We start from the raw sequence: 23,187 nt of genomic DNA, 5'->3' as shown, positions 1-23,187 counted from the left end.
AAAGGAATCGAATCCCTGTTTTCTAGCGATTAGCTCCAAATTGATTCTTGAAATAAAGAAACAGCAAGCGGGTAAAGCCCAAGACAATCCCCATAAATACAGACAAGGCCATAATCAGCGGAATGTTGGGCTTGGATACCTGGTAGGAAACGACAGGAGGATTGATCACTGTCAGTTGAGGGATGTCTTCTTGTACTTTGATCTTGGCTTGGTCCAGCTGCACTGCCAGATTATTGTAGAGATTGTTAGCAAGACTGTATTCCGATTGGAGTCGTTCTTCCTGAGCTCGGGCTGTGGAATAACTCAGGTTTTGATTTCTGTCCCTAAAGTTGGAAAGCTTGTTTTGCGCCTCATAAAACTTCTCTTTTGCTTCTTCGAACCGGGCTTCCACAAACTTCATGTTTTGCAGAGCCTTTTCGGTTTTGAATTCAATCACATATTCTGAAAGCAATTCAAAAACCCAAGCCGCCACTTGAGCGGAAACTTCAGGGGACAGCGTTTGGACTTCAATAGATATAGATCCTGTCTCGGTATCTGTAGAAAGGGAGATGATTTTCCGATATTCATTGAACATAGGCACCAGTTCTCTATTGAGGAAAATCAGAGAGTCCTGAACTTCGGTATCTAAATCCAAAGGCTTGGGTTTTTCACCGAAAAGCACCTTGGGAAGACCTATGGTGTACTTTTTCACCAAGGATGGAAATGAAGGTCTTCGATTTTCTTCCACATAAAGTCCCAACTTGATTGGTTCTGCATCGGGAGTAATGGTTTTCTGACTCAATCTCCATAAAAAAGGATAACTGTACACGATTTCCTTGTAAAGTTGGGGCGATAAACTTCCAGGTTCTTGGGAATTAATATTTCCCAAATTCAATCCTGATAAGCCTCCTAATTGTCCCATTAAATTACCTGATTTGGAATTGGTCTGGGCGATAAATTTGAGAGTGGAGGAGTAATGGTTTCGGGTTAGAAAAATTAGTAAAACCCCTATCCCGACAAAGGCCAAAACCATCTTGAAAAACTTTCTTTTCTCTTTGATCATAAAGCGGATCAAATCCGCTAAGTCTACTGTCTCATTAGCCATAAAAGGAGCCCATTTTTTCTAAATATTGCCGATATAACCCTCTCAAAGCGCGAAATTTAAATGTTTTTAGAATAGCATTTTTCTTCCAGTCCAAGTCTCCGTAGAAATACTCCAATAATTCGGGATTGAACCGATTCGCTTTTATCGACTTGGCAATCTGTGCCAATAAGTACTTATTGGAGTATTTTTTGATTAAGTGTACCAGATCTGATTCACGTTCCTTGAGTAAGTTCCGAATGGTCTTTACCACGCATGGCACTTCAAATGTCTGCCCAAGTCGAGTGACCATATTTACACTATCAATATGATATGTGCCTGAAATCTCATTCCAAAATCCGATTACCTTTACTTGCTCAGCCAATCGAAACCAAGTATCAATATCTCCTCCTGATTTGCAATCTCCTTCAGGAAACCCATTTATTTTTTCAAAAACATCCTTTTTGACACAAGCAGTACTTGTCCAAACTACGGGAGAATTTGAAATGGACTTCCTTAAAAACTCCTCAAAGGACAAAAGATGAAAACTAGAAGAAGAGAACTGATTAGTGGCAGAGCAAGCCTTCAAAGTAGTCCCATCCGAAACTTCCCAAGCTGATCCTATAAATTGAATCTGCTCATTCTTTTCAATTTGAAATTTTAAATTCTTAAGATAGTTTGGCTTCCATTCATCATCAGCATCCAAAAAACAAATCCATTGAAATCTGGCCTTAGTTACTCCAAAATTTCTGGCTGCATAGCCTCCAGGACCGGGAATTTCTCTTTGAAACACCTGAATTCTTCTATCCTCAAATTTTCTCACCTCTTCCAAAGAAGAGTCAGTGGAAGCATCATCAACAAATATCATCTCCCACTCTCCCAAACTCTGATTGAGCACTGAGCTTATCGATCTATGAATATGGGGGGCCTTGTTATGGCAAGGAATAATAATGGAAAACATCAGACCCGTTCTGCTTTTTTTCCTGAAAAACTCAATTTGAATAATTCTTGTACACCGACCCATTCCAAGTTCCAACGGAGAAAAAAAAGACGAATCCGCTGGGCAAAAGTGTAATCCTTGAGAAGAAATATGGTAACTGGAGGTCTTAGCAAAAAAATAGAAAAGTTGATTTTCTTTAAGACAGAATAATCTCTGAAGAACTTGAAATACATCCCACCCGAAGTCCTTTTCTTCTTTTTTTGAAGAGAGGCTATAGATTTTCGAGCGGGATGCTTCACCAATACATCTTCTCCAAAAACTAAATTAAAGCCAATCTGACTGGCTTTTTTGGTCCATTCAAAATCTCCCCCAGACAAAAGGTTTTCAGGAAATAAACCGACCTTTTCAAACACCTCTTTTTTCACAAACAGGTTGGCAGTAATACTTTGCCTATTTACTTCCACATTTCTTTTTTGATTGAAAGAGAATTGTTTCTCATAAAGAAAAACCAATTCATCTCCTCCTTGCACCTTGAAAAACTCCATCTTACCTCCAACCAAATCTGCTCCATTTTGCAAATATTTTATCCCGTTTTTAATCCAATTGGGATCAGAGACACAATCTGAATCTGTAAAAACAAGAATTTCACCTCTAGAGGCCTTAACACCTAAATTTCTGGAAGCGTAAGAGCCTGGACTGGATTGATCTATGATTCTGGTATTTTTTGGAAGTTGAATTGTGGAAGGGGGTAATGATTCAGGGTCATTATTTACCACAATCACTTCTAGCTCTTCCTGAGGAAATGTCTGGTTTTGAATGGAAAAAAGACATCGAGGAAGAATATCCCATTCTCGGTAAGTGGGGATAATTACCGAAACTACAGGCTTTTCATTCATGGATGTTTATTTCCATTTTTGAAAGCTGGTAAAGCTCATATACCCTTGCAGCGGCTGTTTCTTTGTCCACTGGATTCTTGACTCCCCATTGTTCTTTTTCACGAGAATAGGACCTTTTGAAATCCTTTTCAAGAAAATAATTGGCTTTTGAGCTATCTCCAAACTTCTGAAGAGCAAACCCTAATTCGAATCCGGGGGGATTGTAGGAAAAGCTGTAAGGAGAAAGAGAAATTTTAGATTTAAACTCCTCCGTATCAATTACGTCAATCATGGATCTGAAAAGAGAAGTAGTGAAAAATGACAAATCAGGAAAGACATTATGGATTAACCCTAAGGCATAAAGATTAAATCCGTGGTAGCCCAATGACTTGAGATAGATATATTTTTTTTGACTTTCGGGTAATCTGAAATGTTTGTATTGAGCGAGAATTTTATCTTTCTTTCCTACCGATTGATAACCCGTAGGATGATGCTTGATGACTCCATTGGAATAGGTTTTCATGGTATTAGACAAACTTTTCAAGAAATCCAACACTTGGGCTTTGACTTCTTGGTCTCCATACTCTGTCAAAAAACCACCAATGGCAGCAAACCACAACTGATGATTGAATGTAGGGTCAAATCCTCGAATACTTCCATCCACATTGACCACTTCCCAAGCCTTGTGCGTGGATTTGTAAGGATGAAGTTTAAATACTTTTGTTGCCAACTTTAAGATTGAATCATCCCCAAAAGCGCGGTAAGCGTATACTAAAGCCTCAAGGGTCCATGCTTGGCCCATTAAACCATTAGAAAAGTCTTTTTTCGGATTCTTCCGGTGCCAAAAGGAAGCTCCCATAGGTCGGGCTTCTTTGGACATCAGATAGGCAAGCGATTTTTCTGCAGCTTCTTTAAACTTCTTATCACCAGTCAGTTCGTAGGATCTCAAAAATGAAATCAACCAATGTGAAGTATTCCTTACTGGGGTTTCGGGATCCTTATAGGGACCATTGTGTCCAGGAGGCATGGCGCCATCAGAAAGCTGATGATTTAATGCAGCTGTTGATGAAAGAATTAAAATTTCTTCTGTGTTCATTAAAAAACTTTACGGATAGGAGCAATCAGGTTTCCAAACAATACCTTAGAAGAATCTTTGGGATTGACAGAAAACATATATTTCATTTGGTTCATACTTTTTCCAAAATGAAGGTCTTTGGCATAGAGTCTGGAAAGCTTTCTCCGTATTTTATAGATTCGATTTGAAATAGCTTTTTGTTGAAAATCCTTGGTAAAATACCCTTGCATTTTGAGGTAAGTATCCAATTGCATTTCAAATTGATGTATTTCGGTTTTTCCTGACCAAATACCCTGGTTATGAACACGATAACAGCCCGAATTAAAATTTAGAAAGGCTGCCGGTCCATTTTCGGTGGCGATTGCACATAGAAAGTTATCAGTATTGAAAGCACTGAAAAACACATCCGGAATCTTTCCGATAATCGCGTCTTTTCTGAATATCGAGGTAAGAATTTTTGGCTTATATTTTTCCAAAACCATTAAATGTGTGATTTCTGGAGTCAACTTGATTCCAGTCCAGGCATTTTCTACCAATATATCTCCCTGACTGTTTATTTCTGAATAGTTTGTACAGCAGATGGAATAAGATGGGTTTTTTTCTAAAAAATCGACTTGTTTTTGAAGCTTTTCTGGATCAGTCCAGAAATCATCTCCTTCACAAAAAGCTATATATTTCCCCCTGCTTCTGTGTAGATTAAACTTCATATTCATACCCCTTATTCCCTTTGAATATTGGTTTTCCTGATTCAGATAAACTTGGAACAAGGATGGGTATTTTTCAGTGTACTCCTTGATGATGGACACGGTTTCATCTGTGGAAGCATCATCGTACAAGACGATTTCGAAAGGGAAATCCACTTTTTGGGATAAAAATCCTTCAAAACATTGCCTAAGATATGGGGCATGATTATAGGTGATGCAAGATATGCTGACTAATGGCTGCCCTAAAGTCATTTCCCCAAGCGGTTTTTGATTTCACCCCATGCTGATTCAGAGGAAGTGCGTAACTCTTGATTTATGGTTTGATATTTTTCCTTCAATGCAAAATAATTGGCTTCCAATAAATTGATTTTACCAATTAGTTCTTCTTGGAAATCATCCTGTGCTAAGGACACATTGTATTCAACCAATCCCAAATTCTCCATCAAGCCTCGATGCTTAGGATGATTTTCTAGTGAAATGACAGGAGTATTAAATGCAATTGGAACAATTTGACCATGGCCTCTCATGGCAAGAACAAATTCAGCATATTTATAATATCCGACCGCTTCGTCAGAATGATCAAAAGCAAAATATCCAAAATCCCAAACTTTAGTATTGGCAATTCCTGCAGAAACCTCCTCGCTTAGTGGTATATCTTCAGGTACATGTGGAGAAAAGATAACCTTATATCTTTTAGAAAGATGTTGGGTTATTTCTCTCATTTGTCGTACAAAGCTGTCCCTCTTTTCTAAAGAGCCAAACCTTCGCTCCGGTTTATCATTAGCCAATTGAATCAGCACGTAGGGTAAGGGTTCCTTTCTTTCATATTTCGAATTAATATCCACATGAAAACCTGGATCAGGGATTGCAGGAACTGTCCTTCCGAATTGCTCTGCCAATCTTACCTGGCTTCCATCATTTCGGACTGAAAAATAGGTAGAATACTTCATGGTTTCCTCCAGATGAATTATTCCTCTTTCAGGAATCCCTCCTTCCTCTTTCCAGTAGTTATATCCGACTCCATAAACGATAAATGGGATTTTGATTTCTTTGATAAGGTCTTTTTCAATAAGCCAAAACCAACCATTTGGCCAATGGGCCCCATGAATTATCCCGCCTCCACCGATTACTAGGAGATCATATTTCTTATTGACTACTTCATGGATATAGTAAGAGTTGAATTCTCTGCCTTGGAGATTGGTATTCCCGATCAGGGTGACGTCAAGATATTTTCTCAGTAAATTCTTTACTCCAATACCAAGGGCATAATCTCCTATATTGTAATTAAGACAATAGGTATGTAAAATTCTCATTCTGGTTAATCGTTAATTAAAGCGGGTAAAGCATCAGGTGCGAAAACAGGAATACCCAATTTTTCTGCTACATTTTTTCGTTCGGCAAAAGAATCATCAATAAATATTGCGCTTCGGTCTGTTATAAAATCGGCTTTAGATTCTTCTTTTTTGATATGGATATGCTCATCGAAAATTCTTGATAAGCGAAAGCGATTCAAGGTTTCCTCCAAGTTTTTTTCGTGCTTGGTCAGTAAAACTATTCTTTTGTTTTGATTCAGACATTGGTATAAAAACCCTACTAATACAGGATTGACTTCTTGATTTATAATAAGGCAATCATCCAAATCAACATAAACTGCATCATACGTGATATCCAATTGGAATCGCTGGTCCAATGCCCTATCCATCTCTAGGAAATGGTCATTTTCCAAGACAGAAACAGAGAAATCAAAAGCATCAAAAACGCTCATTAAGGCGAAGTTCACCCCTTTTGCCCGATAAAGGGCGCTACTTCCTCCAAGCCTAGTGGCTATCTCCAAAAGAGTTAAGTCCTTGTTGCTATTTTCCTTGACCTGAAAAAACCAAGCGCCCCGAAGTTTAACCTCTTTATTGATTACTTCAGCCATTTCTTTGACAGAACTGGCAATCTCCGTAGCTGGAGTGGTATTGACGCTGATTCCTTTTTGTATCCTTCCTCTTTTTCTAGGAGAACAGAAAAGTAAATTTCCTTCCCGATCTGTAAAGCAATCAACGGTAAATTCTTCACCAGGCAAATATTCCAAAACCAGGGTTTCAGGATTCTTTTCCCATCTTTTAATCACTTCTTCCTGGTTTACCAAAAGCTTTGTACCCCGAGAACCATATCCAATATCAGGCTTCGAAAAAACCGGAAAAGCCTCAATTTCACTTACAGAAGAAAACAACTTGGGCACCCTGATTTTTCCTTCAAAAAAGCTATAAGTTTTACTTTTCGATAAAGCAAGTAGGTTGGTTTCATTGGGGGATCCAATGATTTTGCAATTCAAATGAGCTGAAATTTCATGAAGTTTGGTAATTACTCCATCCATGGTAGGATAGATTGCATCAATTCCAAGACTTTGAACTAGAGCTGTAAAAACCTCCTTAAAATCAGAGTCATTTATGTAGGGGATGTGACCAAAATAGTTCTTATAAACAAACCTTCCGTGGTCGTCAACACTACTTGCTCCAAAAAGCTCTATCTGTCGGGAATATTTTAACGATCGGTACACTTCAAGTCCGATTTCTGACCCACAGGGAAAAACCAGAACCCTGATTTTTTTTTCACCCATTATCCCAGACTGATTTTATAAGGCGGCAAATTAAATCAACTTCTTCAAATGAAAGCTCATAGTACAAAGGCAAACAAAGAATTCGTCTGGAAATAGATTCCGTGTTTGGAATCTCTGCTTTATCTACATAGGGCAATTGGTCCAAACTAGGGTGAAAATACCTCCTAGGAAAAATTTCAGATCTGTTCAGCTTCTTAATACATCGAAGCATTTGTTCTTCGCTAGAAAAAATAACCGGGTAATATCCATAATTATACTCAGTCTGGTTATTGATTTGGGGCTTCTGCAATCCCAAATCAGCCAGTCGGTTATCATAGTACTCGGATAGTTCTTTACGCTTCGCGACAATAGAATCCATTTTTTTCAGGATAACCAAGCCCATAGCGGCATGAAATTCAGAGTTTTTACCATTGATCCCCAAGCCTTGGAAAGCTTCGGGACCATCATGCCCAAAATTTCGCTGATAAGCCATGGTTTGAATCAGCTCAGAGGAACAGGAAAAAACCCCGCCGCCTTCTATCGTATGAAAAAGTTTTGTGGCGTGAAAACTAACTGTGGAAATATCTCCAAAGCAAAAAATTGACTTTTTCTTGAAAGTGACCCCAAAGGCGTGCGCCCCATCGTAGATTACTTTCAGCTTATATTTGGTGGCTAGCTTTTGAATTGCTTCTACATCACAGGGGTTCCCATAGACGTGCGTTGCCAATATCGCAGAGGTATTTTCAGAAATTGCCTCTTCAATTTTTTTGGGATCAATATTCAGTGTTTTTGGATCAATGTCAACAAAGATAGGTTTGCAACCTTCCCAAACTATACTACTTGTAGTAGCCACATAAGAAAATGGAGTGGTGATTATCTCCCCTTTTAATCCCAAAGCTTTAATTGCTATCTGTAGTGCTATAGTCCCATTTGACATAAACAGGAAATTATTCACATTCAGATAATCTGAAACCTTCAGCTCCAATTCATTGACTAATGGACCGTTATTGGTCAACCATTGTCTTTTCCAAATCCCCTCGAGGTATTCCTGATATTCAGACAAAGGGGGTAAATAAGGTTTGGTAACGGGTATCATCTCTTCAGTATAATTCTCCTAAAATCAATAAATGGCTCAGACTTAGCTCCCCACATAATCAAGAAATAAATTATCATTCCAATCAATCCTCCACCAATCAGGTGAATCCAATCCAGGAAAGGGATATTTTGAACCCAATCCATCAATAACCAAGACCCCAATGCCGACAATGCTCCAACAAAGAAAATGGGAAATATATCCTGAATTTGTTTAAACACATGATAATCTATAAATCTCCCACTGTAGAAAGAATTGATTCCAAATGCCACAAGATTTAAAATTACCTGAGTCCAAAGCAAAGCAAATATACCATAGGGAAGAGCAAGGACGATGCCGATGAGGGTAAGTGATTTTTTGATAATCTCAAGTTTTAGAAACAAATCACTCCTTCCCTTCACTTTTAAAATATTTAAGTTGTAAGAGTGAACCGGAAACATCAAACCGATAAAACACAGGATTTGAAAATAAGGAACGGCAGGAAGCCACTTTTCTGTCAAAACGATTCTGAATAAGGGCTCTGCCAAAACAGCGGAAAGTGCCATGACTGGAGTCAGCCAAAACAAAACCTGTTGCATGATTCGCTTATAGGCCACCTTCAGTCGCGCATCGTCATCCTGAATCTCAGAAAACAACGGAAAAGTCACCTTGGAAAGTGTAGTCGAAATGTTTTTTACTGGAATTTGCTTCAAAGAATCCGCTTTGGTGTAATACCCTAATTGAGCCAATGGGTAATATTTCCCGATGACTAAATGATAAATATTGGAAAAAACAGAATTGATTATCCCTGCTAAGGTAAGCTTTGCCCCATAATCAAAGTGCTTCTTGAATAAAGACCAATCCAATAGCAAAGAAGGTCTCCATTTGGAATAGATCCAAAATTGGATGCTCAGAAGAAGATTTTGAAGAAGGTTCATTGCTACCAAAGACCAAACCCCGTATCCCTGAAAAGCTAAAACCAAACCTGTAATGCCTCCTAAGAGGGTTGAAGGAATCGTGATTTTCATTTCGGTCTTAAAATCCATCATTTTGACCAAGCGGGTTCGCTGAACAGCCGAAAAAGGATAAATAACAAAAGTCAGACAGTAAATTTTAACAATATGTTCTAGTTCAGGCTGATCAAAAAATTGACTGATAAAGCCTGAACAAGCGACCATGATTGCATAGACGAGTATGCCTACAATCAAGTTGATGAAGAAAACCGTAGAATAATCTCTCTGGTCGGCATCTTTGGTTCGAATCAAACTGGAAGTCATCCCTGCATCAATCAGACTATTTCCCAATGCCATAAATACAGCAAGCATTCCAATTAACCCGAAATCCGATGGTTCTAAAATTCGAGCTAAAAAAACGGTAACAACAATCGAAGTAATCTGGACCCCAAACTGCTGACTCAAACTCCAAAAAAATCCGGTAATAGTTTTTGCTTTTAAGCTCATTTTGCCGGAATCCCCTTTATTGTTCCTTGAGTAATTCTATTCTTTGTTACCACTGCTCCTGCTCCTACAATGACTCGATTGCCAAGAATCACACCAGGAAGGACTATAGCCCCCGCTCCAATACGACACATATTTCCGATTTTTACTTCTCCCAAAAGGAGAGCTCCAGGTCCGATCTCCGAAAAATCACCTATTTCCACTCCGTGATGTACATTCGCTCGAGTGTTGATAAGTACCCCTTTTCCAATTTTTGTTGAAGGACCAATGAATGTAAATGACATTTGATCAAACTCGACGGGGACATTATAAAATGAATCCAAAAACGATCCTTTTAGACCAAATAGCCTACCTCCAAGATTCTCAATCTTTTGTGTTAGGTTTTGTCTTGATTCCGGGTTACCTACCCCAAGGCAGAATCTAGGATCTTTTTCAATCTCCTTATTTAAAGTATCCCAGTCTGTAATTATCTCAGTTCCTCCTATTCTCCTGCCTTTTTTAGTCACGTCTTCATCAAAAAATATTAAGCCTTCAGGTTCAAACCCTTGGTTTACCAAAAGTTGAAAAACTTCCTGACCATGACCTCCTGCACCTGCTATTACCATAATAAATAAAAAGTGTTCCCCGAGCTATTCTCAGGGAACATCATTTGTAATCTGTTACTTAGACCCAATTCCGTAATGCACAAAACCGAGCGTAGACAGGTACTTTTTATCGTAAATATTTCTTCCGTCAAATACTACTTTATTCTTCAGAAGCTTACCAATCGCCTCCCAGCTTGGAATTCTAAATTCGGACCATTCCGTCACCAGCAACAATGCATCAGCATCCACACAAGCGTCATATGCATCATTACAATAGGTTACCTTATCGAAAATGTAATGCGCTTTGGCCTCTTCCATCGCTTTGGGATCGTAGGCTTTAACCTTGGCGCCAGCGGCTCTCAACTCATCGATGATGACTGCTGCAGGAGATTCCCGCATATCGTCGGTATTGGGCTTGAAACTCAAACCCCACATGGCAAAAGTCATCCCGCTTAAATCTTCACCAAAATGAGCCTTGACCTTGGAAGCTAAAATGTGCTTTTGATCATCATTTACATCCTCTACAGATTGCAGTACGCGAAGATCATACCCATATTCTTTGGCTGTTTTGATAATCGCTTTCACATCTTTGGGAAAACAAGAACCTCCATATCCTACACCTGGATAAATGAATTTATTGCCGATTCTAGGATCAGAACCGATTCCCTTTCTCACCATATTGGCATCTGCCCCTACTCGTTCGCAGAGGTTGGCAATGTCATTCATAAAAGAAATCTTGGTGGCAAGCATGGCATTGGCTGCATACTTGGTCATCTCAGCAGAGGGAATATCCATGTATATGATACGTTCCCCGCTGAGCTGGAAAGGTTTGTAGAGTCTCTGCATAATTTTCTCAGCCCGCTCATCATCTACTCCGATTACAATTCGGTCCGGTCTGAGGAAATCCTCCACTGCAGCACCTTCCTTGAGAAATTCAGGATTAGATGCTACTGCAAACGGTAGATCGGAGCCTCTTTTCTCCAAAGCAGCCTTGATGGCACCTCTTACCTTTTCTCCTGTGGTCACAGGGACTGTACTCTTGGTCGCCACAACAATGTAATCTGTCATTTTTCTGCCGATTTCATCGGCAACAGCAAGAACGTACTTGAGATCAGCTGAGCCATCCTCTCCAGGAGGGGTTCCCACAGCAATAAATGCAACCTCAGCTCCTTGGATGGCTTCCCCTAAGTCTGTGCTGAAGTGGAGACGGCCACTTTTATAATTTCGGACTACAATTTCCTCCAAACCAGGCTCATAAATCGGCATGATGCCATTTTTGAGTTTATCAATTTTCTTTTGGTCGATGTCCACGCAGGTAACTTCGATCCCCACATCTGCGAAACAAGCTCCGGATACCAATCCGACATAGCCAGTACCTACCACAGTAATTTTCATAAGCCTTTAATTATTATTTGAATTATTAACAATAGTTTGAATCAAGATGGCAACTGTTGCCAAACTGGATGCTAAACCGATCCAGCCTGCCGTTGTGATTCTCTCTCTGACCGGTTTTTCAGGTACTACAATTTCAGCCCCCGGTTCGACCCTCGGATAAAATTTAATTCCAAAGAAAGAATGTGTCCTTCGGGCATCTCCGTTGGCATAAATGACATATGTCTTGCTTTTCCTGGCGTTTTCCGAAAACCCTCCCGCTTTGGAGATATAACTTCTAAGGCCTTGTGTTTTCACAAAACGGGTAGTGGTGGGCAAAAGTACCTCCCCTACCATTCGGACAGTCTGAAGCTGCTTGGGTATCTGAATGATATCCCCTTCCTGCAAAATCAAATCCTCAGGTCCCCCAGGATTGGCCAAAATCGCTTCCAAATCTATCCCTACCAAATCCTGCTCTTTAAGCCTAACTGCGTTGAGAGCAGAATCCAACCTAAGACTATCCATCACATTGAGTTGGTCCAGACGCTTTTCAGCGGCTAATCTAGACCGTTCAAGTTTAGTTTCTTCCAATTCTAGGAGCTTGTTATTAAGTCTTTCAAAAAGGATGTTTTCAGCTTCATTGATTTCTCTGTTCTTTTCAGGGTCAAGCTTTGAACGAATCTCTTTCATCAACATTTCCTTGATTTCTTCCTCGGTCATGCCCTTATAATAAACCGTTCTCCTGATCAAGTTTGCTCCTCTTGGATAGGCAAATTGATTTAACCCACCTGCTCTTCTGATCACATCAGAGATTCGCTCATTTGCACCGGATATCGCAAAATCCCCTGGATAAATCACCTCTCCAGTAACCCTAACTAGCTGCTCTCGTTCAAAACCAGGGCTTCTTCTAATGAAAACATGATCAAATGGCTGAAGGGAAAGGTTTTTCTCTTCTTCAGAAAGACTTAAATCCGAATTGATTGAAAGGGTAAGAATCTCTGCAATCTTACCAGAACTGGCATCTCTGACCCTCCTAGCTATTTCTATAGATGAATTGGTTGCTGACTGCAAAAGCCCACCTGATCTCAAAATCAAATCGCCCACAGTCATTTCTGAAGCATAAGGATAGGTACCCGGCAAATTAATTTCACCGGAAATTTTCACATAAAACTCCTCCTGTATCTCATATCGGCTAGGGATAAATAATAAATCTTCATTTCTGAGATCTACATCCTGAGAAGTTCCATCCAAAATTCCCTTCAAATCAATACTTTCTGCTCCAAGAGTTAAGTCAGAATTGGTTCTATACAAGGTAGCTCGAGTCACAAATGCCTCTGGCTTTAGGCCTTCCGCTCTTTTGACTAGTTGGGACACGGTCAAGCTTCCCTCCTCCAAAGAATACTCTCCCGGCTGGAAAACCGCCCCTGAAATCTGTACACGATTAGTGTATCGGTTTATGGACTCGCTGATGAGAATTTCATCGCCGTCTTTGGGAGAAAAGCTTCCGAAATCAGCCTGGACTACATCCAATACCTTTCTTAGGTTATTTTCAAATCTCCTCACGGTGATCCTTTCTTTGTAGGCTGTGGGTAAAAACCCACCAGTATAGATATACAGGTCCTGTAGAGACTCATTGGGTTTTACCTCAAAAAAACCTTCTCTACGGACAGGCCCCACGATCTCCACCCGAGCTTGTACCGGGGGCACTATGACCACATCATTATCCTGTAGAGTAATATTGGAGGATTGTTCTCCTTTGGCCAAAAACTCATAAATATCAACCGTGGCCACCAATCGGCTGTCCCTATATACCTGAATGTTTCTGAAAGCTCCGTTTTCATTTGGACCACCTGCAGCAAAAAGCCCATTAAACACCGTGGCAAAAGATGGAAGTGTGTATGTACCCGGCTTGGTCAATTCTCCGACCATGGAGACCTTGATCGAGCGGATATTTCCAAGTCTGATCTCCAAAAAGGTATTGGGGTTGCTTCCGGATAAACCCGAGTAAATTCTACTAAGAGAACCTTTTAATCTTGAGGTAGCTGCTTCGATTGTACTACCACCTACCTGAACTGGCCCAATATTAGGGATCAAAACCCTGCCTTCAGGACTGACTGTGAGATCAAATGATTGTTGAGAAGCACCATATACATCTACAAGGAGCTGGTCACCTGCACCAATCACATACCCTTGGGGGGTTGGTAAATTCAGACTGGGATTAAAATCCAAGTTTCTGTTATGGAAAAGCTTGTAACCAAAAATCTTCTTTTGGAATGGGGTCAGGTCAAAATAGGGATCCGCTCTCCGAATGGAATCAAAAGGGTCATTGGTCATCATACTTCCATTCATATTTCTATTTCCTATGGAAGCAGACCCTGGATTGGAAGACTGTGTTCTTCTTTGGAGATTGTTAATTCGTTCCCTAAGCTTTGCTGCTTCAATTGGTGAAAGACCTTGCTCTCTAGCCATGGCCTCCAATTGAGTGGGAGTGAGTCCACTTGACTCAGCTCTTTTGATCAACTGTTCGATTTGAGCATCAGAGAGATTATCTACCCTTAGAGTGCTGAGGTTGCTTAGATTTTGGGCAAATCCGGCCAAAGTCAAGCTCAAAAACAGCAAAAGAAATCCAATTATTTTTTTCAAATTCTTCCCGTGTTGAAAGTATGTCCTAATTCTAATTTCGAAACAAGGCTAAAATTGCATAAAATCCTGTAGAAAACTACCAATTGGATACAGCTTCGCCCTTTCAGTCCCATATTGGACCTAGCAGTAAATCGGAAATCCAAAAAATCAGATTCCCGCTTCCCTGTCAAAAAGTACAAGACCACCCACCGAAGTACGACCTGTCGAAAGCGTAAAGATTACTTTACGATCGATCAGTTCTTCTATTCTTTTGGTGAGATGATTGATGTATTCATCATTTAGATTTTCCCCGCTGACCACTACGTCAATGGTACCCGTATCGCTACCCCGGGCAATGTCCCCTGTCAAAACCACTTGCTCCACAGCTCCCATTCTTTCCAGGATATTTTCCAAAAGCATATCCAACCCCAAATACTTCCGGATGATATCCCGGATGTTGGTATAAAACGGATGCTTTACGTTAGCCTGATACTCAATTTTGTTTTTATCTGAGTGACGAACCAAAATACCCGCTTGGGTAAGATTGTTGAGTTCCTTTCGGATGGCATTGGTGGATTCACCAAACTCATCTGCCAAACCACGTAAGTGACTGTGATTTTGTGAATTCACAAAAAATTTAATCAGAAGCTTGAGTCTGGTTTTGGATGTGATGAGTGATTCGAGCATAAAAAATCCAAATGAGCAACAAAGGTACTCATTCTTAACTTTCGTAAAAACAATAGGCGTTAAATTACCTTAGGAATTGAGAATCCGATGGAATTGGTTGAGAATCCGAAAAAAGCAGAATTTATTCGTTGGAAATACTAGCCACGGTAGATGTTTTTTTCTGTGGGTCTGAGCAAATTCCGAAACAAAACTCCAGTCAGCCCACTAAATCCTCCCAATAGAAATCCTAAAACTCCGACTAAACCCACCAAAGTCATTCCAGACCCAAGCCCCATCAGCTCCCCCATTTGATCCGGAAGTGCACTGGCTGAGGTAAGTCCCAAATAGGTACTGATTCCTACCCAGCCCAGCCCCATCCCTAAAGCTCCGCCTAAAAAAGCTCCAATCCCTTTGGGACCAATCAAAAAGCTTAGCAAGCCTATCCCTATCATCAGTCCCCAAAAAGGAACAAATGGCCCAAGAAAGACAACTAGTAAGATATTTACCAAGGTCAGCAGTATAAATTTCATCTTTCTTTACTTTAAAGTGGTTTCAAATAGTACACCCTCGGCTTGATCTGGAGTACGAAGGTTAAAATTCAGGTATTCCCCATTTGCCCATCTGGAAATGAAATTGGAGTAATACTTACTTCCAGGATTTCCTGATTGCCCACCCGGATATATCCCAAAGGCGGTGATTTCCTCTCCCATTTCCACTACCATTCTCCAACTAGCACCATGACGACTACCCGTAGCGTTTAGAATCCCGCTTCCTCCTCCTGTGTAAACATTGGAAACAGAAAAAGACTTGAAATTAGGGACCAAATGCTGAATGGAAGTTCGCTTGTAATTAGCCCAAGAATAATCTCCTTCTTCCATTTCCCATTTTTTCATGGCGACCAACAGAGAGTCAAAACCCGCCTTGACATGGTAAGATGCTGTTTCTATCGCTGCCGAAGAGGAAATATCAAAAACTGTATCTGTGGGGTTTAAGGTCATCAACTCGATCGTCTGGTAGGAATTGGGTCTTACCACCGGGGCTGGCTGACTGACCAACTCTCTCCAGATACTTTCCATGGTTTCTGAGGACCAAATGGCATAAAGTGAAGGAGCCTTTTGATTCGGATCGGCATAAAAATCCCAAGATTTGAGTTCGGAAAGGTACTTTTGAGCCTCTTGAGCATCAGCTTGATAATCTCCTAAAAGCTGAATCATGACAGGAAGAGCTTCTGCAGCCTGTAAATGGTAATCATCAAACTGCAAGGCTTTCATGTCCTCTATTGTAATGCCCTCCATTTCCCGAAGTCTTCGATTGAGCCTCCGGTTTCGGTAATGTTCGTACGAGTTGTCAAACACATAATAAGGATATGAGGGATCTACAGGATGCTGGTTGGCCGAAGAGACAAACCCGCGCTCCGGATTCAAGGTATTGGGGTTTTGATCGAAAGGAATATAACCCTGCCATTCCATGGAAGGGTCCGCCCCATCCATGAAAAATTTCCCCTGACCTTCCCATTTAAGAGGGAATTTCCCCTGAATTCGCATCGCAATATCTCCAGTGCGGGAAGCGAAAACAAAATTCTGAGCGGGTGCAGTGTAATGGTCCAAGGCAGCATTGTAGCCCGCATGGTCTTTTGCCTTATTCATCATGATAAAGGTCCTCTGCTCATTGGAACCTTCATGCACGGTCCACTTCAATGCAAAATTGACATCCTGTCGGTCAGATCGGAAGTTTTTGTCATATACCACAGGCCCATAATGGGTATAGACCACTGTATCCAAAAAGGCATCTTCTCCCTTTACCTTGATCTCCTCGACCCTGAAATCAGTCTGTCTCCATTCATTTCCGTATTTGTAGGCTTTTCTGGATTCATCCTGAAAGGTGATTTTATACCAATCTCTCGCATCTTTAGTGGCATTGGTGACCCCCCAGGCAATGTTTTGATTGAATCCTGAGATGACACCCAAGGCTCCGGGAAGGGTAGCTCCTTTCACAGAATGCTCAGGGGTGGTCAGCTGCATGCTGTACCAAAGTGATGGAAGATTTAAACTGAGATGGGGATCATTGGCTAAAATCGGATTCCCGTTTTTGGTTTTTTTACCGGCTACTGCCCAGTTGTTGGAGCCTGTACCTTCAGTCGGCTGAGGCAGGGGTGTCATCACCAAAGTTTGATCTGGATATCCGGTAGAATCAGGCTTATTGATGGCTAAAGGCGAAAAATCCCATACTCTTTCTGCCTCGATCACCGGATCATTTTCTTTCGGGAAATTGGGAAAAAGTTTATTTAGACCTGCTTCTCCCAAGATAGCCCTTAGATTGGTGTATTCCAGATCGCGGTCTCCGACGAGCATATCCGACATGTATTTCAGAAGCAAAATGGATTTATAGGGAGTCCAGGGCTCAGGTCGATAGTTCAAAATTTTATACTCTACAGGCAGTCTGGCTGGAGTTAGGCTTTCGATGTATTGATTGACCCCGTCGGAATAAGCTTCAATCAGTGTGTAGATTTCAGGATCATTTTCCTGAAGGTACTTAAGACCCAAATCTGCCCCAAAAGCCAAACCCTTTCTTCGGGTCATTCTATCCAATTCCAAAGCAACCGGCCCTACTATTTCAGAAATTCGTCCAGCAGCCGCTCGAGTCTGAAATTCCATCTGCCATAGGCGATGCTGTGCGGTGACATACCCCTGTGCCCGAAAGAGATCGGCCTCATTTTCTGCAAAAATGTGAGGAATCAAATTTTCATCGTATACCACTTTGACTGGGGCTGAGAAATTCTTCAATTCCAACTCTTCTTCAGCAAGTGCATCTTCGCTCAGGGTATTTTGCCAAAAGCCATGATTGGGATCCAGCAAGGGCGCCAACGGCGGAATGGGTCCCAATGGAATAGATGCAGCAATCGCCAAAGCAACGGCAATCGCCAATACAAAGAAGAAGGAGAAATATTTCATAAACCTTGGAATTTGAGGTAATAAACCAGAAGGAAATTTAACTCAGGGTGATCAGGAAACCGAAACTAAGAAATTTCAAGGAATACAAACAAAAATCCCCGGACCAGTCGGGGATTTTTTTACTTATTGAACGGAGATGGGGAGTTTTAGCTTTTCCCATCGTAGAACCAAACCGGGAGATTCGATTTCGATAGAAAGTCTCTCAGAGCTTGATTCCTCCCAAGAAGGACTAACTTCCACCCGCAAAACATCATTTTTTTCATCGTACTGAAAATGGCCGTGTTCCAAATCCCAGTCTGAATTGAGAATCACAGTCCATTTGCCGGATTCTTTGGGAATGGTAAATAAGGAATATTTACCTGCCGGGACAGCCTTTCCTTCCACGGTCATTGGTTCGGCAAAATCGAGGTAGGTGGCCTCATTTGCTCCCGTTCTCCAAACTACGTTGTAGGGAACCAAATCCCCCCAGATTGTTCTGCCTTTTACTGCAGGAGAACCATAATGCACCTGAACAGCTTTGCTTCCAATCATTCCGTCTTTGACCTCAGTAGGGCTAGGCCTTTGATCTTCCTCAGAAGTCTCAGTGGAAGGGCTTTCTACAGTCTCTTCGACAGATTCTGTCTTTTGAGGCTGGCAACTGATCAAATTTACAGCAATAAGGGCCGATGCTGCTAAAATCAATTTTTTCATAGGGTTGTAAATAAGTTGTTTATGTGCTTATGACCAGACTATGCCAACAACGATATAATTTCCTCCTCTGTCTGGACTCGTTCTACTCTTGAATTATCTTGTCATACTACGAAAAGTCTGCCAAATAGATTCAAGATAATTTCCACTCCAACTTCTCCATCTCCTCTCAAATTTGGTTAAAGAAAAATAAAACTCATTGAAAAATACTTTTTTTGGGCCTAAAATTGTTTACTGTTTTTAATCACTCACTTTAAGTCCTACATGAAGTATATCCTTTGGGTCATTTTTATCCTTTCCCTTTTACTCTATTCCAGCGTGTATATTTCTCCGGCCTATTTTCCATACGCAGGACTGTTGCCTTTTCTTATTCCGTTTTTTTTAGTGATCAACCTGTTTTTGGCAGGAATTCTAATCCTTTCTGGCAAAAAAATGGCATTTATCCCTATTCTGGCCTTGGGAATTGGATACCGATTTTTTCTGATCACGTTTCAGTTAAATCCAGGGGAAGAAAGTACAGCCGGTCTTCGAGTACTTTCTTACAATGTCCATCTGTTTGATTACAAAAGGAGGCTAACCGGGGAATTTGATCCCAATGTCTACACCTGGCTTGCCGAACACCCGGCTGATATCAAAGTGTTTCAGGAGTTTTATCAGGATAATACCACACCGAGTAGAGATGCCCTGAAAATTATCGGGAAAAACGGGGAATTTTTTCAAAGCTATCATCCTGTGGATGGAAATAAGAACAGAAGGTCCATGGGAATGGCCATTTTTTCCAAATACCCCATTCTTAACGACGGGATTGTCTTCGACACCCGCCACACCAATGGGGCGATTTTTGCAGATATTCAAGTAGGAAGGGATACAATTAGGATCTATAATACACACCTCGAGTCAATGGCAATTCAGGCGGAGTCCCTGGATAACTACGAACAAGCCAAGCAGGTCTACAGGCAAACTTTGGGAAAGTTGCATCGAGGCAGTCTAGCTCGGGCTGAGCAGTTGGATTTGCTGTATGAGCATCTGTCCAACAGTCCACATCCCGTGATTCTCCTGGGAGATTTGAACGAAATCCCCTACTCCTTCGCTTACTTCAAATTAAGCCAGCTTCTTAAAAACGCCTTTGAAGGGGCTGGAAGAGGTTTTGGTTTCACGTATAACCGAGTCCTGTTTTTTCTACGAATCGATCATATTTTTGCATCAGAAAAGCTCAATCCTGTGTTTTTCAAAACCCACCGAGAAGTAGATTATTCAGATCATTACCCAGTATCAGCTACCTTCACTTGGGAGGGAATGGAGCTTTGACCGCTTTTTGGCGCGTTTGGATTCCCAGACTTTTTTGAGCGGGAAAAGAAGCACGGGTAGCAAAAACATATCCCCTAACCAGGCAAAGACCAAGGAAAAGCTGATCAATAATCCTGTGAAATGGGTCACTCCAAACTTGCTGAAAATCAGCAAAGCAAAGCCAGAAACCAAGATCAATGTGGTTAGGAAAATTGCCCGACCTGCTTCCATAAAAGTTCTTTTGATCGCGTAAAGCATACTTTTCCCCTTTTCCAATTCCAGCTTCAGCTTGGTCATGAAATGAATGGTATCATCCACAGCAATGCCGAATGCTACCGTAAATAAAATGGCAGTAGTCAACTTGAAATCAATACCCAAAAGATACATCATGCCCAGCATCCAAATCAGGGGAATCGTATTGGGAATCAAAAGAATAAAAGAAATACGCCAAGATCTAAATAAAACCCCTCCGATCACGCCAACAATGAGAAAAGCAACTCCCAGACCTTTTGCCATCTGCCAGGTGACGGATGCATGTCCCCGGTCAATCAGATAGCCTGTTCCTGTCCATCTTACCCTCACCAGTTTGGAATCGATATTTTGTCTTACAAAAGCTAGAATTTCAGCACGCTTTTTTCCCATTTCCCAACTGCCCAAATCAGCAGTTCTGGAGCTGATTCTTCCTCTTTTTTCATCTTCAGCAAGCACCTGCCCCCCTCCCCACGAGTCCAACTGTCCGAAGTAGCGGGTCATTCTTTGAAACTGCCCTCTTGAAGGAAAACGAAATGCGGAAGGTGAGCCTTGATTTTGGGCCTGATTGAGGGTCTTCACCAAGCTTACCGGAGAGACGAACTGACTTCCGGGAAAAACTTCTCCCAGCTTTTCCTCCAGCCTGTTTAATTCCTCCAAAACCTCGTAGTCCAACAGAGACTGCGCACTATCCCCGGCTTCAATCGACAATTCCAGAGGATTGGACCCGCCAAATTGCTGATCGAAGAAGGTGAAATCTTGCTGAATGGGGTGGTCAAGGGGTAGATTATCCAATAGAAACCCATTGACTCGAAGTTGAGAACCAGCAATTAGTGCTGCGGCTGTTAAGAGAAAGAAGCTCCAAAAGATGGTTTTCCTAGATTTCACCACTCCAAGAAAGAGCTTAGGAAACCATCCAAAGCCCGTATCCCAGTTTTTACTCAACTTTTTGTCAACAGGGAACAAATAGATCAACCCGGGAGTGAAAATCAGAATGACGAAAAAAAGCAAAACAATCCCCAAACCTGTCCACAGTCCAAAATCCTGCAAAGCTGGAATAGATGTGAAATAAAGCGACAAAAACCCAAGTGAAGTAGTGAAGACTGTCAATGCCACAGCCGGAGTCAGTTCCCGGAAGGTCTCCTCAATTGCCTTGTCCTTGGACAATGACTTCAGCTTTTTTTCCAAAAGAGAAAAATAATGGACCAAAGCGCTCATTCCCACAATAAGAAATAGCGTAGGCTGCATTACGGACATGATATCCAGAGCTTTTCCTGACTTCAGGATAAGGGAAAAAGCCCATAAAATCCCCAAACAAAGAACCAGAACAGGGATCAGCACTCCCCACCAAGAACGAAAAACCAACAGCAAAAGAAGAACTATCAATACCACCGAGGCGCCCAAAAACAAACCAAATTCCCGCTGCATTAAAGTGACAAAATCACCTTGGGTTTGGATTTTTCCAGCCACAGCCTCAGGTTGGAGTTGGTGCCGCTGAAGGACTTCCCTGATCTCTGAATACAGCGTATCTCCTGCCTCCTTGGATATGCCATCTTGGTTTTGAACCAAGAAAAGAAGACTGTTTCCGTCTTTTGAAATCAAAGTAGACCAAAATTGATCGAGGAGATCGGGAGAGGCCTGAACTCCATCAGGCGATTCCCAGTCCAGAACTTTTTTGGTTCGAATATTAAAAGGGCTGATGACAGGGACTTTCAGATCCAAAATTGAAAGTAGGGTGTCTACTTTTTCCAGTTCTTGAATTTCGGATTGTGCGGAGTAGGCTCTTTCCAGAAAGGAAGAATCCAGCCAAGTCTCCTGACCATTGGCTATGGCAAGCAAAAGGTAATCGTTGTCTCCTCCGAATGTGGATTTATGAATCCTATAAAACTCCAAATCCGGGTCATCCTGAGGGAAAAACTGCTCAAAATCGTAATCGAACTTAGGTTCTGCCCTGAAAATGAGCAGCAAAGCAGTGATCAAAAGACCTAGGGTCAATGAAGTAAATGCTCCTTTCTTTTTAAACATGAAGTGCCTTAGATCACCAAGTGAAAGAGGAAATATACCTTCTTTTAGAAAACCAATGGAGATAGGAATGTTTTAATTTTATTGAATTACTATCTTGCCACTTCAAGATTTTCCTAGACCGAATATGCAGCAGTACCACGATTTGATGAAAAAAATTCTCCAGGATGGAGTAAAAAAGACCGACCGGACCGGCACAGGCACTTTGAGTATTTTTGGCCATCAGATGCGATTTGATTTATCCGAAGGTTTTCCCGTGGTGACGACCAAAAAGCTTCATCTTCGATCCATCATCATTGAGCTGCTTTGGTTTTTGAAAGGAGATAGCAATATCAACTGGCTGAAGGAAAACGGGGTATCCATCTGGGATGAATGGGCTGATGAAAACGGAGACTTGGGCCCTGTCTATGGCTATCAGTGGAGACACTGGCCTGACGGCAAAGGCGGTGAAATCGATCAAATAAAAAACCTGATCCATCAGATCAAAACCAAGCCGGATAGCCGAAGACATCTCGTAAGTGCCTGGAATGTAGCGGATGTGGATCACATGGCTTTGCCTCCCTGCCATACCATGTTCCAATTTTATGTAGCAGAGGGCAAGCTCTCTTGCCAGCTATATCAGCGCAGCGCGGATGTGTTTTTGGGAGTTCCTTTCAATATTGCTTCCTATGCCTTATTCACAATGATGATTGCTCAGGTATGCGATTTGGAGCCGGGTGAGTTCGTCCACACGTTTGGGGATGCTCACTTGTATTTGAACCACCTCGAGCAGACTGAATTGCAGCTTAGCCGGGATATCCGACCGCTCCCAAAGATGAAAATCAATCCTGAGGTAAAAGATATCTTTGGATTTAAGTTTGAGGATTTTGAATTGCTTGACTATCATCCTCACCCACATATCAAGGCTCCGGTCGCTGTCTAATGAGAGAAGAAGGACTAAAGTTTGAAATTGGGCTGAGAAGAGATTTTCAGCCCTTCTTT

19 protein-coding genes are annotated in these 23,187 nt (G+C 41.4%); 2 read left to right on the top strand and 17 right to left on the bottom strand.

Annotated elements, in window-relative coordinates:
• Window positions 1-22: 22 nt before the first annotated feature.
• From AAA938_RS12585 to AAA938_RS12510, 16 genes are all read right to left on the bottom strand, one after another.
• Window positions 23-1,084 carry a GNVR domain-containing protein gene (locus tag AAA938_RS12585; protein ID WP_338229087.1) on the bottom strand — a complete coding sequence of 354 codons (1,062 nt, stop codon included), beginning with the start codon at window positions 1,082-1,084 and terminating at the stop codon, window positions 23-25.
• On the bottom strand, window positions 1,077-2,021 hold the full coding sequence (locus AAA938_RS12580) for a glycosyltransferase family A protein (RefSeq protein ID WP_338229086.1): 945 nt from the start codon (window positions 2,019-2,021) through the stop codon (window positions 1,077-1,079). Before AAA938_RS12580 ends, AAA938_RS12585 begins: the two co-directional genes overlap by 8 nt.
• Window positions 2,021-2,896 (bottom strand): glycosyltransferase family 2 protein, encoded by an 876-nt coding sequence (locus tag AAA938_RS12575; protein WP_338229085.1) that lies wholly within the window; start codon window positions 2,894-2,896, stop codon window positions 2,021-2,023. Before AAA938_RS12575 ends, AAA938_RS12580 begins: the two co-directional genes overlap by 1 nt.
• Window positions 2,889-3,971 (bottom strand): glycoside hydrolase family 88 protein, encoded by a 1,083-nt coding sequence (locus tag AAA938_RS12570; protein WP_338229084.1) that lies wholly within the window; start codon window positions 3,969-3,971, stop codon window positions 2,889-2,891. The genes AAA938_RS12575 and AAA938_RS12570 overlap by 8 nt, the downstream gene beginning before the upstream one ends.
• Window positions 3,971-4,906 carry a glycosyltransferase family 2 protein gene (locus AAA938_RS12565; protein WP_338229083.1) on the bottom strand — a complete coding sequence of 312 codons (936 nt, stop codon included), beginning with the start codon at window positions 4,904-4,906 and terminating at the stop codon, window positions 3,971-3,973. The genes AAA938_RS12570 and AAA938_RS12565 overlap by 1 nt, the downstream gene beginning before the upstream one ends.
• Window positions 4,903-5,967, bottom strand: a complete 1,065-nt coding sequence (locus AAA938_RS12560; RefSeq protein WP_338229082.1) for a polysaccharide pyruvyl transferase family protein — start codon at window positions 5,965-5,967, stop codon at window positions 4,903-4,905. The genes AAA938_RS12565 and AAA938_RS12560 overlap by 4 nt, the downstream gene beginning before the upstream one ends.
• A 5-nt stretch (window positions 5,968-5,972) precedes the next feature.
• On the bottom strand, window positions 5,973-7,016 hold the full coding sequence (locus AAA938_RS12555) for an ATP-grasp domain-containing protein (RefSeq protein WP_338229146.1): 1,044 nt from the start codon (window positions 7,014-7,016) through the stop codon (window positions 5,973-5,975).
• Window positions 7,017-7,251: 235 nt separating this feature from the next.
• Entirely contained in the window at window positions 7,252-8,301 is a 1,050-nt protein-coding gene (locus AAA938_RS12550) for a DegT/DnrJ/EryC1/StrS family aminotransferase (RefSeq protein WP_338229081.1), read from the bottom strand.
• 29 nt (window positions 8,302-8,330) lie between these two features.
• Entirely contained in the window at window positions 8,331-9,770 is a 1,440-nt protein-coding gene (locus AAA938_RS12545; RefSeq protein WP_338229080.1) for a lipopolysaccharide biosynthesis protein, read from the bottom strand.
• Window positions 9,767-10,372, bottom strand: a complete 606-nt coding sequence (locus AAA938_RS12540; protein WP_338229079.1) for a DapH/DapD/GlmU-related protein — start codon at window positions 10,370-10,372, stop codon at window positions 9,767-9,769. The genes AAA938_RS12545 and AAA938_RS12540 overlap by 4 nt, the downstream gene beginning before the upstream one ends.
• A 54-nt stretch (window positions 10,373-10,426) precedes the next feature.
• Window positions 10,427-11,746: a UDP-glucose dehydrogenase family protein gene (locus AAA938_RS12535; RefSeq protein ID WP_338229078.1), complete on the bottom strand. Its 1,320-nt coding sequence runs from the start codon at window positions 11,744-11,746 to the stop codon at window positions 10,427-10,429.
• Between the two features lie 6 nt (window positions 11,747-11,752).
• Window positions 11,753-14,365, bottom strand: coding sequence for a polysaccharide biosynthesis/export family protein (locus tag AAA938_RS12530; RefSeq protein ID WP_338229077.1), 2,613 nt, complete (start codon window positions 14,363-14,365; stop codon window positions 11,753-11,755).
• A 147-nt stretch (window positions 14,366-14,512) separates the two neighbouring features.
• The gene (locus AAA938_RS12525) at window positions 14,513-15,031 is read right to left on the bottom strand and encodes a DeoR family transcriptional regulator (RefSeq protein ID WP_338229076.1); all 519 of its coding nucleotides are present in this window, start codon (window positions 15,029-15,031) and stop codon (window positions 14,513-14,515) included.
• A 137-nt stretch (window positions 15,032-15,168) separates the two neighbouring features.
• On the bottom strand, window positions 15,169-15,540 hold the full coding sequence (locus AAA938_RS12520) for a hypothetical protein (protein WP_338229075.1): 372 nt from the start codon (window positions 15,538-15,540) through the stop codon (window positions 15,169-15,171).
• 6 nt (window positions 15,541-15,546) lie between these two features.
• A complete protein-coding gene (locus AAA938_RS12515) occupies window positions 15,547-17,961 on the bottom strand; it encodes a penicillin acylase family protein (RefSeq protein ID WP_338229074.1) in 2,415 nt (804 codons plus the stop codon).
• 123 nt (window positions 17,962-18,084) lie between these two features.
• On the bottom strand, window positions 18,085-18,651 hold the full coding sequence (locus AAA938_RS12510; protein WP_338229073.1) for a DUF2911 domain-containing protein: 567 nt from the start codon (window positions 18,649-18,651) through the stop codon (window positions 18,085-18,087).
• Window positions 18,652-18,912: 261 nt separating this feature from the next.
• Between AAA938_RS12510 and AAA938_RS12505 the strand changes: the two genes are divergently transcribed.
• Window positions 18,913-19,956, top strand: coding sequence for an endonuclease/exonuclease/phosphatase family protein (locus AAA938_RS12505; protein ID WP_338229072.1), 1,044 nt, complete (start codon window positions 18,913-18,915; stop codon window positions 19,954-19,956).
• On the opposite strand, the gene AAA938_RS12500 is transcribed toward AAA938_RS12505, so the two are convergent.
• Window positions 19,921-22,209 (bottom strand): efflux RND transporter permease subunit, encoded by a 2,289-nt coding sequence (locus AAA938_RS12500; RefSeq protein WP_338229071.1) that lies wholly within the window; start codon window positions 22,207-22,209, stop codon window positions 19,921-19,923. The genes AAA938_RS12505 and AAA938_RS12500 overlap by 36 nt on opposite strands.
• 124 nt (window positions 22,210-22,333) lie before the next feature.
• Between AAA938_RS12500 and AAA938_RS12495 the strand changes: the two genes are divergently transcribed.
• The gene (locus AAA938_RS12495) at window positions 22,334-23,128 is read left to right on the top strand and encodes a thymidylate synthase (RefSeq protein ID WP_338229070.1); all 795 of its coding nucleotides are present in this window, start codon (window positions 22,334-22,336) and stop codon (window positions 23,126-23,128) included.
• Window positions 23,129-23,187: the final 59 nt, after the last annotated feature.

The organism is Algoriphagus taiwanensis, from assembly GCF_036245645.1.
Classification (GTDB): Bacteria; Bacteroidota; Bacteroidia; order Cytophagales; family Cyclobacteriaceae; genus Algoriphagus; species Algoriphagus taiwanensis.
This window is presented reverse-complemented; position numbering and strand designations above follow the sequence as displayed.

What these genes read in the sequence shown, in the direction of transcription:
- AAA938_RS12585 (WP_338229087.1), bottom strand. Translation starts at nt 1,084, where the DNA reads ATGGCTAATGAGACAGTAGACTTAGCGGATTTGATCCGCTTTATGATC.
- AAA938_RS12580 (WP_338229086.1), bottom strand. Translation starts at nt 2,021, where the DNA reads ATGTTTTCCATTATTATTCCTTGCCATAACAAGGCCCCCCATATTCAT.
- AAA938_RS12575 (WP_338229085.1), bottom strand. Translation starts at nt 2,896, where the DNA reads ATGAATGAAAAGCCTGTAGTTTCGGTAATTATCCCCACTTACCGAGAA.
- AAA938_RS12570 (WP_338229084.1), bottom strand. Translation starts at nt 3,971, where the DNA reads ATGAACACAGAAGAAATTTTAATTCTTTCATCAACAGCTGCATTAAAT.
- AAA938_RS12565 (WP_338229083.1), bottom strand. Translation starts at nt 4,906, where the DNA reads ATGACTTTAGGGCAGCCATTAGTCAGCATATCTTGCATCACCTATAAT.
- AAA938_RS12560 (WP_338229082.1), bottom strand. Translation starts at nt 5,967, where the DNA reads ATGAGAATTTTACATACCTATTGTCTTAATTACAATATAGGAGATTAT.
- AAA938_RS12555 (WP_338229146.1), bottom strand. Translation starts at nt 7,016, where the DNA reads ATGGATGGAGTAATTACCAAACTTCATGAAATTTCAGCTCATTTGAAT.
- AAA938_RS12545 (WP_338229080.1), bottom strand. Translation starts at nt 9,770, where the DNA reads ATGAGCTTAAAAGCAAAAACTATTACCGGATTTTTTTGGAGTTTGAGT.
- AAA938_RS12540 (WP_338229079.1), bottom strand. Translation starts at nt 10,372, where the DNA reads ATGGTAATAGCAGGTGCAGGAGGTCATGGTCAGGAAGTTTTTCAACTT.
- AAA938_RS12535 (WP_338229078.1), bottom strand. Translation starts at nt 11,746, where the DNA reads ATGAAAATTACTGTGGTAGGTACTGGCTATGTCGGATTGGTATCCGGA.
- AAA938_RS12525 (WP_338229076.1), bottom strand. Translation starts at nt 15,031, where the DNA reads ATGCTCGAATCACTCATCACATCCAAAACCAGACTCAAGCTTCTGATT.
- AAA938_RS12520 (WP_338229075.1), bottom strand. Translation starts at nt 15,540, where the DNA reads ATGAAATTTATACTGCTGACCTTGGTAAATATCTTACTAGTTGTCTTT.
- AAA938_RS12515 (WP_338229074.1), bottom strand. Translation starts at nt 17,961, where the DNA reads ATGAAATATTTCTCCTTCTTCTTTGTATTGGCGATTGCCGTTGCTTTG.
- AAA938_RS12510 (WP_338229073.1), bottom strand. Translation starts at nt 18,651, where the DNA reads ATGAAAAAATTGATTTTAGCAGCATCGGCCCTTATTGCTGTAAATTTG.
- AAA938_RS12505 (WP_338229072.1), top strand. Translation starts at nt 18,913, where the DNA reads ATGAAGTATATCCTTTGGGTCATTTTTATCCTTTCCCTTTTACTCTAT.
- AAA938_RS12500 (WP_338229071.1), bottom strand. Translation starts at nt 22,209, where the DNA reads ATGTTTAAAAAGAAAGGAGCATTTACTTCATTGACCCTAGGTCTTTTG.
- AAA938_RS12495 (WP_338229070.1), top strand. Translation starts at nt 22,334, where the DNA reads ATGCAGCAGTACCACGATTTGATGAAAAAAATTCTCCAGGATGGAGTA.